Below are 14459 nucleotides of genomic sequence, written 5' to 3' on the forward strand. Positions count from 1 at the left end.
GCAGGCGCCCTTGTGGATCACGGGATGGGCTTAGAAGAAGCCGAGGGGGTTGATGTCGTGGCTCACCAGCAGGTTCTTGGTGTTCTGGTAGTGGTCCAGCATCATCTTGTGGGTCTCGCGGCCTATCCCCGACTTCTTGTAGCCACCGAAGGCCGCGTGGGCCGGGTAGGCGTGGTAGCAGTTGACCCAGACCCGGCCGGCCTGGATGCCGCGCCCCATGCGCCAGGCCAGGTTGCTGTCCCGGGTCCACAGGCCCGCCCCCAGCCCGTACTGGGTGTCGTTGGCAATGGCCAGGGCATCCGCCTCGTCCTTGAAGGTGGTGACCCCGAGCGCCGGCCCGAAGATCTCCTCCTGGAACACCCGCATCTTGTTCTGGCCCGAGAAGATGGTGGGCTGGATGTAGAAGCCCCCCTCCAGCCCGCTGACTTTGGCGGGGCCGCCGCCGATCAGCATTTTTGCCCCCTCGCCACGGCCGATCTCCATGTAGCTCAGGATCTTGTCGAACTGCTCGCGGGACGCCTGGGCGCCGACCTGGGTGGCGGTGTCGAGGGGGTTGCCCTGCACTATGGTGCGGGCGCGGGCCAGCACCCGATCCATAAAGTCGTCATAAATACTTTCTTGCACCAGGGCGCGGGAGGGGCAGGTGCACACCTCGCCCTGGTTGAAGAAGGTCATCAGCATCCCTTCCACCGCCTTGTCGATGTAGCTGCTCTCGTGCTGCATCACGTCGGCGAAGTAGATGTTGGGGGACTTGCCACCGAGCTCCACGGTGGAGGGGATCAGCTTGTCGGCAGCGCAGCGCAGGATATGGGCGCCTACCTCGGTGGAGCCGGTAAACGCCAGCTTCTGGATCCGGTTGCTGGTGGCAAGCGCCTGGCCCGCCTCGGCGCCGAAGCCGTTGACCACGTTGACCACGCCGGGGGGCAGGATGTCCTTGATGAGATCCATCATCAGCATGATGGTGACCGGGGTCTGCTCGGCGGGCTTGAGCACGCTGCAGCAGCCGGCCGCCAGCACAGGGGCCAGCTTCCAGGCCGCCATCAGCAGCGGGAAGTTCCACGGGATGATCTGGCCGACCACGCCGATGGGCTCCTTGAAGTGGTAGCTGACGGTGTTCTGATCCAGCTCGGCGGCGGAGCCCTCCTGGGCACGGATGCAGCCGGCGAAGTAGCGGAAGTGATCCACCACCAGCGGAAGGTCGGCGGCCAGGGTCTCGCGCACCGCCTTGCCGTTCTCCCAGGTCTCGGCGACGGCGAGCCGCTCGATGTTCTGCTCGATGCGATCGGCGATGCGCAGCAGCAGGTTGCTGCGCTCGGTGACGCTGGTCTTGCTCCAGCTGGCGAACGCCTTGTGGGCCGCGTCCAGGGCGAGCTCGATGTCGGCGGCGTCGGAGCGGGCCACTTCGCAGAACACCTTGCCGTCCACCGGCGAGATGTTTTCAAAGTAGCGGCCGGCGCGCGGCGCCACCCAGTCGCCACCGATGAAGTTGTCGTAACGGGACTTGAAGCTGACCAGGGCACCTGCCTGACCGGGAGCGGTATAAATCATCTCATCATCCTTATGTGTGTGTGGTCCTGACCGGCCTGGCGGGCAGTCCGGTTGCGTTGGGTATCGCAAGGGACGTGCCAGAGGAGCTGACCAGTAGATGAAAAGTTACAAAAACGTTATCAAATGGGGTGCGGCGGCGTATCTTGATTAACCAGTGATCCCGGTCGTGGCGACGAGGCTGTGCCGTTTCTGGACAGTGGCCGCGACACTGTGCCCTTTGTGAACAGGAGGCCCGATGAGCGAACTTCCCCAATCCAGCCCCGGCCCTATTCATGTTCTGTGTGAACAGGAGGCGTGATGAGCGAACTTCCCCAATCCAGCCCGAGCCCAATCCAGCGCTCCTGGGAGCGCTGCCTGCACCAGGGGCTCAGCCGCCAGCAGAGCGCCGAGCTGGACCTGCTGCCCCAGGGGGAGCTGTCGGCCCGCCAGGAGCAGCACAGAACCCTTATCACCTGCTTCCAGCGCTTCGTGCTGCCGCTCTTTGCCCAGCTGCTGGCGGGCAGGCCCTGCCGGTTGCTGCTGTGCGACGCCGAGGGGGCCATCCTGGCGGTGAGCGGTGACGACGGCTTCGCCCGCCACGCCGAGCGGATCTTCTTGCGCAGCGGCGCCCGCTGGGGGGAGGCGAGCAAGGGCACCAACGCCATCGGTACCGCGCTGGCCGAGCAGAGCGAGGTGCAGGTGCTGGGGGCGCAGCACTTCTTCGCCCAGCACAGCTTTCTCAGTTGCAGCGCCTGCCCATTGCTCGGGCCGGACGGGCAACTGCTCGGCGTGCTCGACATCTCCACCGATGCGGCCCACCACGGCGGCGATATGCTGGGCACGGTGCGACTGCTGGCCATGACCCTGGAAAACGCCCTGCTGGCCCGCCAGCCGGGCTGGCTGGTGGATCTCGATCCCCAGAGCCTCTGGTCCGCCCGCCTGCTGCTGGGGGAGGGGGGCGAGCTGCTCGGGGCCAACCGGGCCGGTCGGCTCTGGCTCGGCCAGCACCCTTTCGACGGCCCTCAGCTGCTGCGGGATCACCGCGGCCTGCGGCTGGTGCCGGAGGCGGGGGAGCGCGCCGCCAGGCTCCCCCTGCCGAGCGCGGTTGAGGAGGGGGGATCGCAGGCGCAGCAGGTGCCGCTCAAGATGCTGGAGCGCGGCATCTCGCTGCTCATCGAGGGGGAGACCGGCAGCGGCAAGGAACATCTGGTGCGCGCCCTGCACGCCCAGTCGAGCCGTCGGGAGCGCCCCCTGGTGTGCGTCAACTGCGGCGCCCTGCCGGCGGAGCTGGTGGAGGCCGAGCTGTTCGGCTACGTCGGCGGGGCCTTCAGCGGCGCCCGCAGCCAGGGCAGCCAGGGTTATCTGCGTGCCGCCCACGGCGGCATCCTGATGCTGGACGAGATCGGCGAGCTGCCGCTCCTGGCCCAGACCCGGTTGCTGCGGGTGCTGCAGGAGCGCGTCGTCACTCCGGTTGGCAGCCACAAGCCCGAAGCGGTGGATTTTTGGCTGGTCAGCGCCAGTCATCGGGATCTGGCGGCCATGGTGGCGGCCGGGACGTTCAGGGAAGATCTCTACTACCGGATCTGCGGCTGGCGTCAGCAACTGGCGCCGCTGCGGGCCTGGCCGGCGCGCGAGCGGCAGGTGCTGATCTCGCGCCTGCTCGCCGAGATGGATCCCGCCCTGCGCCTGACCGATGAGGCCGAGGGACAGCTGCTGGCTCACCCGCTGCCCGGCAACGTGCGCCAGCTCAAGCAGGCGCTGGAGGTGGCCTGCGTGCTGGCGGAGGGTCAGGGCTGGATTGAGCCTGCTCACCTGCATCTGCCGGAGGCGGCAGGCGTGCAGGTCCCATCCCATGGGGCCATCACCCTGCGCCAGCAGAACCGGCAGCGGGTGCAGCAGACCCTGGCCGAGTGCGGCGGCAACGTGAGCGAGGCGGCGCGCCGGCTCGGCATCAGCCGTACCACCCTCTACCGGGCACTGCGAAAGGAGGGGTGAAGGGTGTTGCGACGCCCTGCGCTTGTGTAGACTGCCGATGGAAGGACCTTTTCTCTTTATTTTTCCATCGCATGGAGTGCGCAATGACCAAGATCATGACTGACGGGGCGGCCCGTCTCTCCCCCGGCTCTGGACAGACGATCTCCGTTTTCATGCCGGTGGTCGCCAGCCCGGTGCGTGTCGGCTGAGCCGGCACCGGCCTGCGCCCGGCGCGTGTCACAACCTTGGATCTGGATCAGCGCGGTCCGGAGCCACAAGGTGTAGGGTTAAAGCCCCTTTTCAGGTGTGATGTCGATGATCCCTTCCTATTCCCGCATGACGACGCTGTTGTTCTGGTGCCTGCTGGCGGCGAGCCTGCTGGCCATGGTGATATTTGAATTCGGTCCCGAGCGACGGGTCGATATCCTGAGCCAGGCCGGGATAGCCGTCCGCGCGCAGGATGACAGGGTCCATGACGGCTCCTCGGTCGCGACCCTGAGCGAGGGCGCTGGCCGGCCCGCCATCGACTGCACCCTGCGCCGCCAGTATGAGTACCCCTTTTGCGAGCTGATCCTGACGCTGACCGACCCCGAGCAGGGGCTGGATCTCTCCCAGTTCACTGGGGTGCGGGTGAAGCTGGATGCCAAAGGGCAGGGAGAGCAGGCCTGGCGCCTTTATCTGCGCAACTATGACCCCGCCTACTCGACGCCGGCGGATGAGAGCTCCCACAAGTTCAACGAAGTGCTCTTCACCTCTAATGATTTTGGCAGTGAGCAGGATGTGCCTCTGAACGTGTTTGCGCCCAGCTCCTGGTGGGTGCAGCAGTACAATATTCCGCTGGCCCAGCAGGGGCCGGATCTGCACCATGTCTATGCCATCGAGATCGCCTCAGATGACAAGATGCAGCCGGGGAATTACCAGCTGCGGCTGGACCGGCTGGAGTTTTATGGTCGCTGGGTGCGCCCGGGGGACTTTTACCGCGGCCTGCTGCTGAGCTGGCTGGCGTACGGGATCCTGCTGTTTCTGATCCAGAATCTGCTGTTCGGGGACAAGCTGCGCAAGGCCCGCGAGGCGCGCCTGGCGGCGGAGGCCCTGAGCGAGAGCCTGTGCGAGCAGCATCGCCGCACCGAGGAGGAGGCCCGCTACGATCCGCTCACCGGGGCCCTCAACCGGCTCGGCGGCGAGAAGCTCTTGAGCGAGCTCGGCGAGATGCCGCTCTCCTTCATCTATATCGACATCGATCACTTCAAGCGGGTCAACGACGGCCACGGCCACCCCATGGGGGACGAGGTGCTCAAGCACATGGTGAGCGAGTTGTTGCGCCACTGTGACTCCCTTTGCCGCCTGGTTCGCTGGGGCGGGGAGGAGTTTGTGCTGGTCTGCCTCCATTACGAAGAGGCCAGGGCCGCCGCCCTGGCGGAGCGGCTGCGGGGGGCGCTGGAGGCCTATGCCCAGTGGCCGGAGGGGCTGGCCATCACGGCGTCATTCGGGGTGGCCGAGCGGCGCGGCGAGCCGCTGAAACACGTTCTCAAGCGGGCAGACGAGGCGCTCTATCAGGCCAAGAGGCGGGGCCGCAACCGGGTCGAGAGGGGATGAGCCGGTTCGGGATGGCTGGAGCCCGGGCGGCGCCCCCGCTATGATGCGCCCCGTCCATTCATCTCTGGAGGCATTCCCATGGCACAACATATCGGCGCTCTGACCCTGCTGGTGGCCGACTACGACCAGGCCATCACCTTCTTCACCCGGGGGTTGGGGTTCGAACTGCTGGAAGACACCCCCCTCAAGGAGCCGGGCAAACCGGGCAAGCGCTGGGTGCGGGTCGCCCCCAGGGGCGCCTGCGGCTCTGCCCTGCTGCTGGCCCAGGCTGCCAGCGAGGAGCAGCGGGCCGCCATCGGCCGGCAGGGAGGCGGCCGGGTCTTCCTCTTCCTCGAGACCGACGACTTCTGGGGGGACTACGAACGCATGCGGGAGTACGGCGTCCATTTCTGTGAAGAACCCAGGTGCGAGCCTTACGGTACCGTGGTGGTGTTCGAGGACATCAGCGGCAACCGTTGGGACCTGCTGCAACGCACTGCTGCCAACTGAATCTGAAAACGTTTATCATCCCGCCCGTCATAAAGTCATAAAAGTGTCACAGAAAGTTCTAATAATTGGCGCACCCATCTTCACAGAGGAGAGAGAAGGGATATGGCTAAGCGAATTCTGGTGGTCGAGGACGAGGCACCGATCCGCGAAATGCTCTGCTTCGTGCTCGAGCAGAAGGGATATGAGACGATTGAAGCTGAAGATTACGCCGACGGACTGGCGAAGGTGCGCGAACCCTACCCCGAACTCATCGTGCTGGACTGGATGATGCCGGGCGGCAGCGGCATCCAGTTCATCAAACAGCTCAAGCAGGATGAGGTGACCCGCCAGATCCCGGTGGTGATGCTGACCGCCCGCGGCGAGGAAGAGGACAAGGTGCGCGGGCTCGAGGCGGGGGCCGACGACTACATCACCAAGCCCTTCTCCCCCAAGGAGCTGACCGCCCGCCTGCATGCGGTGATGCGCCGGGTCTCCCCCACCTCGGTGGACGAGGTGATCGAGGTGCAGGGGCTCAAGCTGGATCCGGTTTCCCACCGGGTCAGCGCCGAGGAGAAGGCGCTCGACATGGGGCCGACCGAATTCAAGCTGCTACATTTCTTCATGACCCATCCCGAGCGGGTCTACAGCCGTGAACAACTGCTCAACAACGTCTGGGGTACCAATGTGTACGTGGAGGACAGGACGGTGGACGTCCACATCCGCCGCCTGCGCAAGGCCATCGAGGAGACGGGGCACGACAGGCTGATCCAGACGGTGCGCGGAGCCGGTTACCGCTTCTCGACCCGTCTCTAGGGACTCCATGCCGGCCACGCCCGCCGGCTGATCCTCGCTCTTTGTCGTCTCTAGGAGACCTGAATGTTGCAACCTTACGCCTGGCGGCGACAGTTGTGGCGAATGGCGTTCTTCTACGCCCCTTTCGTCTTGGTAGGTTGGTTAATCGATTATCTCGCGCTCTGTCTGCTGGTGGCGACCGTGCTGCACCTGGGCTGGCACTACCGCTTCCAGAAGCGGCTGTCGGACTGGCTGTGGCACGATCGCAGCCTGGTCCCCCCCCACGGCAGCGGCAGCTGGGAATACATCTTCAACGGCATCTACAAGCTGCAGCAGCGCCACCGGGCACGGCGGCGCGAGCTGGCGGGGCTCATCCGCCGCTTTAGGGAAGGGGCCGAGGCGCTGCCCGACGCGGCCGTGGTGTTTCGCACCGACGGCAGCATCCTCTGGTGCAACCGGCTGGCGGAGCAGCTGCTCGGTTTTCGCTGGCCGGAGGACGCCGGCCAGCACATCGGCAACCTCATCCGCCATCCCGCCTTCGTCGCCTACCTCGGCAAGGGGCAGTATGACGAGCCGTTCGAGATGGCGTCCCCCATCAACGAGGAGAAGTTCCTCGAATTTCGCATCATGCCCTACGCCGAGGATCAGGCTATGCTGGTGGCGCGTGACGTGACCCGGCTGCGCAGCCTGGAGAAGACCCGCAAGCACTTCGTCTCCAACGTCTCCCACGAGCTGCGCACCCCGCTCACCGTGCTCAAGGGCTATCTGGAGATGACCGAGGAGCCGCCCCCTCCCGCCATGTGGGCCAAGGCCCACAGGGTGATGATGGAGCAGACCATCCGCATGGACAACCTGGTCAACCAACTGCTCACCCTGTCGCGCATCGAGGCCGCCCCCACGGTGGATCTCTCCCATCTGGTGGACATGCCCGCCATGCTGGGGCTGCTGGAGCAGGAGGCGCGGGCGCTCTCCGGCGAGCGGGGGCACCAGATCGTGTTCAACGTGCAGTCGAACCTCTTCGTGCGCGGGGATCAGGATCAGCTGCGCAGCGCCGTCTCCAACCTGGTCTACAACGCCATCCACTACACCCCGGCGGGGCGCAAGATCACCGTGGAGTGGCGCCAGCAGGGAGCCATGGCGCTGTTCGTGGTGCAGGACGAGGGGGAGGGGATTGCACCCGAGCACCTGGCGCGTCTCACCGAGCGCTTCTACCGGGTCGACAAGGCCCGCTCCCGCCACACCGGGGGCTCGGGTCTGGGCCTTGCCATCGTCAAGCATGCCCTGAGCCATCACGATGCCCAGCTCGAGATAGAGAGCCGGGTCGGGGCGGGCAGCCGTTTCAGCTTCCTCATCCCCGCCCGGATGGTGGTGGTTAAATAGTCTTTTCTGGCAATGAGTTAGAACGAGAGGAGGGCTGCGTCTGCAGCCCTCCTTGCTTGTGGGCAATTCCCTGGCCATGTCATCAAAGTGTCACATTAAATCCATAAATTTGTCACTGCCAGGTCAGATACTGGCGCCGTTTCAAGAACGGACCTTCTGTAACTTTGGGGAGGGTGATCGGGTTTGAACCACGTATCAACGTCATGCTGACGATTGCCTTCTGCAACCTTGGACTTGGAGAGATTGGATGAAACTCAACAAACTGGCTGGTGTCATCGGATTCACCGCAGCAACCCTGTTTTCTGTCAGCGCCCTGGCTGCCGGTGTGGATAAAGACCTGCCGGAATATGCACCGACCAGCGGCATCTCGGGCAACCTGTCCTCTGTCGGCTCGGACACCCTGGCCAACATGATGACCCTGTGGGCCGAAGAATTTAAGCGCATGTACCCCAACGTCAACGTGCAGATCCAGGCCGCCGGTTCCTCTACCGCGCCCACTGCCCTGACCGAAGGTGTCGCCCAGTTTGGCCCCATGAGCCGCGCCATGAAGGCCGGTGAAGAGGAGGCATTCGAGAAGCGCTACGGCTACAAGCCGACCGCCATCCGCGTCGCGGTCGACGCCCTGGCCGTGTTCGTCAACAAGGACAACCCCATCAAGGGGCTGACCATGTCGCAAATCGACTCCATCTTCTCCAGCACCCTGAAGTGCGGCGAAGCCAAGGCCGCCACCAAGTGGTCCGATCTGGGTCTGGATGGCAGCTGGTCCGGCAAGGATCTGCAACTGTTCGGTCGCAACTCGGTGTCCGGTACCTACGGTTACTTCAAGGAACACGCCCTGTGCAACGGTGACTTCAAGAGCGGCGTGAACGAGCAGCCGGGCTCCGCCTCCGTGGTGCAGTCCGTCTCCTCCTCCCTGAACGGCATCGGCTACTCCGGCATCGGCTACGTCACCTCAGGCGTGCGCGCCGTGCCGCTCTCCAAGGATGGCAAGACCTTCATCGAAGCGACTTCGGACAACGCCATCACCGGCAAGTACCCGCTCTCCCGCTTCCTGTACGTCTACGTGAACAAGCATCCGAACAAGCCGCTCTCCCCCATGGAGCAGGAGTTCGTGAAGATGATGCTCTCCAAGGCGGGCCAGAACATCGTTGCCAAGGACGGCTATGTGCCTGTGCCGGCCAAGGTAGTGCAGGCCGACCTGAAGAAGCTGGGCATCATGTAATCACCCGTCTCCTTCAGAAAAAAACGAGCCCCAAGCGGGCTCGTTTTCATTGGTGCGCCATGGGATCTTTTTGGTCGCAGGGCGCAGCGCCTGGCTTGCGCCGGACGGCGGCATTTCCGAGAATAGGGCAATTTCATGGTAAAGGACTTTCTCATGCGCGCCTCCTCTCTCTCCCAATTCATCCTGTCGGCCCTGTGCGGCGCCTTGCTGGCCGGTTGTGCCCAGTCACCGACGGGCCGCAACCAGATGCTGCTCTTCTCCCCCCAGCAGATGAACCAGCTGGGGGCCGACTCCTTTGCGCAGATGAAGCAGCAGGAGAAGGTGAGCAAGGATGCCAGGATGAATGCCTATGTGGCCTGCGTGGCCAAGGCGGTGACCGCCCAGGTCCCCGCCAGCTATGGCATCACCAGCTGGGAGGTGGTGGTGTTCGATTCCAAGGAGGTCAACGCCTTCGCCCTGCCCGGCGGCAAGATCGGGGTCTACAGCGGCTTGCTGAAAGTCGCCAAGAATCAGGATCAGCTCGCCACCGTCATCGGTCACGAGCTGACCCACGTGCTGGCACAGCACTCCAACGAGCGGCTCTCCCGGGATCAGCTGACCGGTATCGGCCTCGCGGTGGCCGACGCCGCCATCGGCAGCAGTGACAGCCTCGGGGGCGCGGCCACCATGGCTGCCCTGGGGCTGGGGGTTCAGGTGGGGATAGCTCTGCCCTATGGCAGAACCCAGGAGAGCGAGGCCGACAGGCTGGGTCTGGAGCTGATGGCCCGTGCCGGCTTCGATCCGGCGCAGGCCATTCCCCTGTGGCAGAACATGAGCGCCGCCGCCGGCGGCAAGGCGCCGCCCCAGCTGCTCTCCACCCACCCAAGCGATCAGAGCCGGATCGCCAATCTGCAGGCCCAGCAAGCCGAAGTGCTGCCCCTGTATCAACAGGCGAGAGCCTCAGGTCTGGTGCCCCAGTGCAAGGCATAAGCCTGCGCCTGGCCCGTCCTGCCGATGCCGCCGCCATGACGGTGATGCAGCGGGCCAGCTGGCTGGCGGCCTACGGCGGCGTGCTCGGCAGCGACATGCTGGCCCAGCTGGCCGTCACCGACCACCTGCAGATCTGGCGTCGCCGGCTGGCAGAGCCAGGCCCCGTCCCCATGCTGATCTGCCGGGACGAGGTCGTGATCGGCCTGCTCTACTGGCAGGCGTGCGTGGAAGAGGGGCTCATGACGGCGCGCATCCGGGCGCTCTATCTGCACCCCGACCATTGGCGTCAGGGGCACGGCAAGCGGCTGTGGCAGGCGGTGGCGGTGCAGATGCGCCGGGCCGGCTGCGAGTGCGCCAGACTCTGGCTGCTCGATGGCAATCACATCGGCGAGGGGTTCTACCTGCGCCGTGGCTTCGTGTTCGACGGTCAGGAACGCACCCTGACGAGCCTGGGACAGGCCTGTCAGCAGCGACAAATGTTCCGTTTGCTTTGATCTCTCTCCCGTTTTTCGCCCTCGGTCACTTTATTTTTTTTGCGAATTAATACAATGTGCCCCATCTGGACAGACTGGGTGGACGGCTCCACCGCAAGGGAGTGTGGCATGTATTACGGATTTGATATCGGCGGCACCAAGATTGCGTTCGCGGTGTATGACGGCGCCCTGACCCTCTGCCATGAGGAGCGCATGAGTACCCCAGGCAAGGATTACCAGGCGCTCAAGCAGGCGATCCGCGAGCGGGTCGAAGCGGCCGATGTGCGTTTTGGGGCGAAAGGAGCCGTGGGGATCGGGTTTCCTGGCATCCTCAATCGAGACGATGGGAGCATAGTGGCGGCGAACCTGCCCGCCATCCACGGCCGCCACCTGGGGGCCGATCTGGCCGAGCTGCTGGACCGCCCGGTCAGGGTGGACAACGATGCGAACTGCTTCCTCTGGTCCGAAGTGCACCAGGGTGCCGCGGAGGGGGCCGGCAGTGCGCTGGCCGTCACCATAGGGACGGGGATCGGCGGCGCCGTCTATCTGGCGGGTCGGCTCATCCAGGGTCGCAACTGGCTGGCCGGCGAGATCGGGCACTATCCGCTGCCCGCCACCATCCTGATGAAATACCCGGATTTGCCCCGTCCCCGCTGCGGCTGCGGCCGCCTGGTCTGTTTCGAAACCTATGCCTCCGGCACCGGGCTGGAGCGGCTTTATCACCACTTTCGGGGGGAGCGTGCCAGCGGGCACCAGATCGTTGAGCGTGCCGAGGCCCGGGAGCCGGCGGCGCTCTCCACCCTCGACTGCTGGCTGGAGATCCTGGCGGCGGGCCTTGCCACCGCCATCTCGGTGATCGATCCCGATGTGGTGGTGCTGGGGGGCGGCCTCAGCGGATTGCCCGCCCTGTATGACGAGCTGCCCAAGCGCCTGCCCGGCCACCTGCTGCCCGGCGTCGCCCTGCCCGAGATCCGCGAGGCCCGCTTCGGCGGTGCCGGCGGTGTGCGCGGCGCCGCCCTGCTCAATCTGTGAGATCGGACCTAGGGTCTGATCTCCCCGAATCAAGGAGTCATCATGACCCGTCTTGAAATCTGTATCGACAACCTGGAATCCCTGTTCACCGCCCAAGAGGCCGGCGCGGATCGCATCGAGCTCTGCTCCGCCCTGGGCCTCGGCGGCCTGACCCCCTCCCACGGCTTCATGCAGCAGGCCGCGCGCCATGCCACTGTCCCCGTCTACGCCATGATCCGCCCCCGCGCCGGGGATTTCTGCTTTGGTGACGGCGAGTTCGAGATCATGCTGCAGGACATCGCCGCCGCCCGTGCCGCCGGCCTGCAAGGGGTGGTGGTCGGTCTGCTGGATCAGGCGGGGCGGGTGCCCGCCGCCAGGCTCAAGAAACTGGTCGAGGCGGCGGGCCCCCTTGGCGTCACCTTCCATCGCGCCATCGATCTCAGCTCAGACTGGCGCGCCGATCTGGAAGTGATCCTGGCCGCCGGTTGCGAGCGCATCCTGAGTTCGGGTCACGCGCCGACCGCGCTGGCGGGGCTCGAGACCCTGCAGGCGATGCAGCAGGCGCTGGCGGGTCGCGCCAGCCTGATGCCCGGCGCCGGGGTCAATGCGGACAACGTGCGCACCATCATCGAATTTACCGGGGTGAGCGAGGTGCACATGTCCGGCATGGGCTGGCGCGGCGGCATGGTGCCCCATGGCGTCAACATGGGCACCTCGGACGACGGCCGGGTCAATATCACCGACGGCGCCAAGGTCGCGGCGGTGCGGGCCCTGCTGGATCAGGCTTGAGGGTGAATTGACGCGGCGGCATGGTGTCCCTCCCAGCGGGGTCAACATGAGGAGCTCGGACGACGGCCGGGTCAATATCACCGACGGTGCCAAGGTCGCGGCGGTGCGGGCCCTGCTGGATCAGGCCTGAGGGTGAATTGACGCGGCGGCATGGTGTCCCTCCCTGCGGGGTCAACATGAGGACCTCGGACGACGGCCGGGTCAATATCACTGACGGCGCAAAGGTCGCGGCGGTGCGGGCCCTGCTGGATCTGGCCTGAGGGTGAATTGACGCGGCGGCATGGTGTCCCTCCCTGCGGGGTCAACATGAGGACCTCGGACGACGGCCGGGTCAATCTCACCGACGGCGCCAAGGTCGCGGCGGTGAGGGCCCTGCTTCAGGCCTGAGGAGGGATTGGTGCAGCCGTTTCTTCCCCCTTCGCCCCTCGCGGGAGAAGGGCCCGGGGATGAGGGGCGGATGTGAACTCCCTCCCAGAGGCTGGGAAATCAGGACCGTCGCCCGCAGCACCTCGCGAAAAAGTCTGATATCATCCCGACTCTTTTACCCTCAGGACCCGGAGCAACTTCTCAATGTCCCAATACGACTCTATCGAACAGAAGGCCAGCTATGGCATCGGCCGCAACATGGGTGATCAGCTGGCGCAGCAAGCCTTCGCCGGCCTGGATATCCCGGCCCTGCAACAAGGTCTGGCAGATGCCCTGAACGGTCTGGAGTTCGCGGTCAGCCGTGACGATATCAACGAGGCCTTCCAGGTCATCACTGCCCGCATGCAGGAAGAGCAGGAAGCCGCCGCCAAGGCCGCTGCCGCCGAAGGCGAAGCCTTCCTGGCCGACAACGCCAAGCGTGCCGGCGTGAAGGTGACCGACTCCGGTCTGCAATACGAAGTCATGGTCGAAGGCAATGGCGCTGTCCCGGTGGCCGGTCAGTCCGTGCGTGTGCACTACCACGGCACCTTCACCCACGGCGGCGTGTTCGACAGCTCCGTCGCCCGCGGCCAGCCGGCCGAATTCCCGGTGACCGGCGTGATCGCCGGCTGGGTGGAAGCCCTGCAGTTGATGCCGGTTGGTTCCAAGTGGAAGCTCTACATTCCGCAGGATCTGGCCTACGGTGCCCGTGGCGCCGGCTCCATCCCGCCGTACTCCGCCCTGGTCTTCGAAGTGGAGCTGCTGGACATCCTGTGATCCGGCTGGCGTGATGCAAACGGCGACCCCAGGGTCGCCGTTTGTTTTGGTGGCGCGCAGACGGGCCATGGGCCTTCACCCGGGATTTGGATATAGTCAGAGCGTCGTCCATGCCGGTCGGGAGGAGAGGCGCCATGTCAGCCATCATCGAGGTCGTCGATCTCGTCAAGCACTTCCCCGGGGTAAAGGCGGTGGACGGGCTCAACTTTGCCATTCCCGCCGGCAGCTGCTTCGGCCTGCTCGGCCCGAACGGGGCGGGCAAGACCACCACCATAGAGCTGCTGGAGGGGATCCTCACCCCGGACAGCGGCGAGATCCTGTTTCACGGCGCGCCACGCGGCCCCGACTATCGTTCCCGCATCGGCATCCAGTTCCAGCACACCGCGCTGCAGGATTTTCTGACGGTGCGCGATACCCTGCGCCTGTTCGCCAGCCTCTATCCCAACCCCCTGCCGCGGGAGCTGCTCATCGAGCTGTGCGCCCTCGGCGAGTTCATCGACAGGGACAGTCGCAAGCTCTCCGGCGGCCAGCGCCAACGCCTGCTGCTGGCCCTGGCCCTGCTCGGGGATCCCGAGCTGCTGTTTCTGGACGAGCCCACCACCGGACTGGATCCCCAGGCGCGCCATCACTTCTGGCAGCGCATCGAAGCGATCAAGGCCCAGGGCAAGACGGTGGTGCTCACCACCCACTACATGGACGAGGCCCAGCAGCTGTGCGATCGGATTGCCATCGTCGATCACGGTCACCTGCTCAGCCTGGATACCCCTGCCGCCCTGCTGGCCCACCACTTCGACGGCGTGCTGGTGCGCCTCGGGGATCACCCGGCCCTCGCCGGGCTCGGCTATGCGCTGCGCCCCTGCGGCGATCAGGTGGAGCTGAGCTGTCCCGACGTGGCGGCCCTGCTGCCAAGGCTGCTGAGTCTGGGCGTGCCGCTCACCGGCATGCAGGTGCGCTCCCCAAACCTGGAGGATCTCTTTTTGCACCTGACCGGCCACAGCCTGCGGAGCGGCGCATGAACGCCGCCTCATGGTGGCGCCCTGCGGCGCCTGCCAGCATGTTACCGACGCCAGCCTGTT

13 protein-coding genes and 3 pseudogenes are annotated in these 14459 nt (G+C 65.4%); 15 read left to right on the plus strand and 1 reads right to left on the minus strand.

The window, feature by feature from the left end:
- Window positions 1-30: 30 nt before the first annotated feature.
- Window positions 31-1548: an aldehyde dehydrogenase family protein gene (locus tag AB5Y72_RS08165; RefSeq protein WP_325781932.1), complete on the minus strand. Its 1518-nt coding sequence runs from the start codon at window positions 1546-1548 to the stop codon at window positions 31-33.
- 297 nt (window positions 1549-1845) lie between these two features.
- Between AB5Y72_RS08165 and AB5Y72_RS08170 the strand changes: the two genes are divergently transcribed.
- The 15 genes and pseudogenes from AB5Y72_RS08170 (at window position 1846) to AB5Y72_RS08240 (ending at window position 14399) form a co-directional block, all read left to right on the plus strand.
- The gene (locus AB5Y72_RS08170) at window positions 1846-3522 is read left to right on the plus strand and encodes a sigma-54-dependent Fis family transcriptional regulator (protein ID WP_325781933.1); all 1677 of its coding nucleotides are present in this window, start codon (window positions 1846-1848) and stop codon (window positions 3520-3522) included.
- Window positions 3523-3816: 294 nt separating this feature from the next.
- On the plus strand, window positions 3817-5097 hold the full coding sequence (locus AB5Y72_RS08175; RefSeq protein ID WP_325781934.1) for a GGDEF domain-containing protein: 1281 nt from the start codon (window positions 3817-3819) through the stop codon (window positions 5095-5097).
- A gap of 78 nt (window positions 5098-5175) precedes the next feature.
- Window positions 5176-5586, plus strand: coding sequence for a VOC family protein (locus tag AB5Y72_RS08180; protein ID WP_325781935.1), 411 nt, complete (start codon window positions 5176-5178; stop codon window positions 5584-5586).
- A 102-nt stretch (window positions 5587-5688) separates the two neighbouring features.
- Window positions 5689-6378 (plus strand): phosphate regulon transcriptional regulator PhoB, encoded by a 690-nt coding sequence (gene phoB / locus AB5Y72_RS08185; RefSeq protein ID WP_005338414.1) that lies wholly within the window; start codon window positions 5689-5691, stop codon window positions 6376-6378.
- A 63-nt stretch (window positions 6379-6441) separates the two neighbouring features.
- The gene (gene phoR, locus AB5Y72_RS08190) at window positions 6442-7737 is read left to right on the plus strand and encodes a phosphate regulon sensor histidine kinase PhoR (protein ID WP_216990770.1); all 1296 of its coding nucleotides are present in this window, start codon (window positions 6442-6444) and stop codon (window positions 7735-7737) included.
- 247 nt (window positions 7738-7984) lie between these two features.
- A complete protein-coding gene (locus AB5Y72_RS08195; RefSeq protein WP_209793866.1) occupies window positions 7985-8959 on the plus strand; it encodes a PstS family phosphate ABC transporter substrate-binding protein in 975 nt (324 codons plus the stop codon).
- Between the two features lie 153 nt (window positions 8960-9112).
- Window positions 9113-9928 carry a M48 family metallopeptidase gene (locus AB5Y72_RS08200; protein ID WP_157005276.1) on the plus strand — a complete coding sequence of 272 codons (816 nt, stop codon included), beginning with the start codon at window positions 9113-9115 and terminating at the stop codon, window positions 9926-9928.
- Window positions 9916-10422 carry a GNAT family N-acetyltransferase gene (locus AB5Y72_RS08205; RefSeq protein WP_325781936.1) on the plus strand — a complete coding sequence of 169 codons (507 nt, stop codon included), beginning with the start codon at window positions 9916-9918 and terminating at the stop codon, window positions 10420-10422. The genes AB5Y72_RS08200 and AB5Y72_RS08205 overlap by 13 nt, the downstream gene beginning before the upstream one ends.
- 108 nt (window positions 10423-10530) lie before the next feature.
- Window positions 10531-11433, plus strand: a complete 903-nt coding sequence (locus AB5Y72_RS08210; protein WP_042074305.1) for an ROK family protein — start codon at window positions 10531-10533, stop codon at window positions 11431-11433.
- Between the two features lie 42 nt (window positions 11434-11475).
- Window positions 11476-12201: a copper homeostasis protein CutC gene (locus AB5Y72_RS08215; RefSeq protein ID WP_042074307.1), complete on the plus strand. Its 726-nt coding sequence runs from the start codon at window positions 11476-11478 to the stop codon at window positions 12199-12201.
- A gap of 16 nt (window positions 12202-12217) precedes the next feature.
- Window positions 12218-12331: pseudogene (locus tag AB5Y72_RS08220) on the plus strand (copper homeostasis protein CutC); the annotation flags it as partial.
- Window positions 12332-12347: 16 nt separating this feature from the next.
- A pseudogene (locus tag AB5Y72_RS08225) lies at window positions 12348-12461 on the plus strand (copper homeostasis protein CutC); the annotation flags it as partial.
- A 16-nt stretch (window positions 12462-12477) separates the two neighbouring features.
- A pseudogene (locus tag AB5Y72_RS08230) lies at window positions 12478-12588 on the plus strand (copper homeostasis protein CutC); the annotation flags it as partial.
- A gap of 183 nt (window positions 12589-12771) precedes the next feature.
- Window positions 12772-13383, plus strand: a complete 612-nt coding sequence (locus AB5Y72_RS08235) for an FKBP-type peptidyl-prolyl cis-trans isomerase (RefSeq protein ID WP_202006975.1) — start codon at window positions 12772-12774, stop codon at window positions 13381-13383.
- 134 nt (window positions 13384-13517) lie between these two features.
- On the plus strand, window positions 13518-14399 hold the full coding sequence (locus tag AB5Y72_RS08240) for an ABC transporter ATP-binding protein (protein ID WP_202006974.1): 882 nt from the start codon (window positions 13518-13520) through the stop codon (window positions 14397-14399).
- Window positions 14400-14459 lie beyond the last annotated feature (60 nt).

Origin of the sequence: Aeromonas sp. R7-4 (genome assembly GCF_040908055.1) — a bacterium.
Lineage (GTDB): Bacteria > Pseudomonadota > Gammaproteobacteria > Enterobacterales > Aeromonadaceae > Aeromonas > Aeromonas sanarellii.

Coding starts and splice junctions, on each gene's coding strand:
- AB5Y72_RS08170 (WP_325781933.1), top strand. CDS start 1,846: ATGAGCGAACTTCCCCAATCCAGCCCGAGCCCAATCCAGCGCTCCTGG.
- AB5Y72_RS08200 (WP_157005276.1), top strand. CDS start 9,113: ATGCGCGCCTCCTCTCTCTCCCAATTCATCCTGTCGGCCCTGTGCGGC.
- AB5Y72_RS08175 (WP_325781934.1), top strand. CDS start 3,817: ATGATCCCTTCCTATTCCCGCATGACGACGCTGTTGTTCTGGTGCCTG.
- AB5Y72_RS08240 (WP_202006974.1), top strand. CDS start 13,518: ATGTCAGCCATCATCGAGGTCGTCGATCTCGTCAAGCACTTCCCCGGG.
- AB5Y72_RS08195 (WP_209793866.1), top strand. CDS start 7,985: ATGAAACTCAACAAACTGGCTGGTGTCATCGGATTCACCGCAGCAACC.
- phoR (WP_216990770.1), top strand. CDS start 6,442: ATGTTGCAACCTTACGCCTGGCGGCGACAGTTGTGGCGAATGGCGTTC.
- AB5Y72_RS08215 (WP_042074307.1), top strand. CDS start 11,476: ATGACCCGTCTTGAAATCTGTATCGACAACCTGGAATCCCTGTTCACC.
- AB5Y72_RS08210 (WP_042074305.1), top strand. CDS start 10,531: ATGTATTACGGATTTGATATCGGCGGCACCAAGATTGCGTTCGCGGTG.
- AB5Y72_RS08235 (WP_202006975.1), top strand. CDS start 12,772: ATGTCCCAATACGACTCTATCGAACAGAAGGCCAGCTATGGCATCGGC.
- AB5Y72_RS08165 (WP_325781932.1), bottom strand. CDS start 1,548: ATGATTTATACCGCTCCCGGTCAGGCAGGTGCCCTGGTCAGCTTCAAG.
- AB5Y72_RS08180 (WP_325781935.1), top strand. CDS start 5,176: ATGGCACAACATATCGGCGCTCTGACCCTGCTGGTGGCCGACTACGAC.
- phoB (WP_005338414.1), top strand. CDS start 5,689: ATGGCTAAGCGAATTCTGGTGGTCGAGGACGAGGCACCGATCCGCGAA.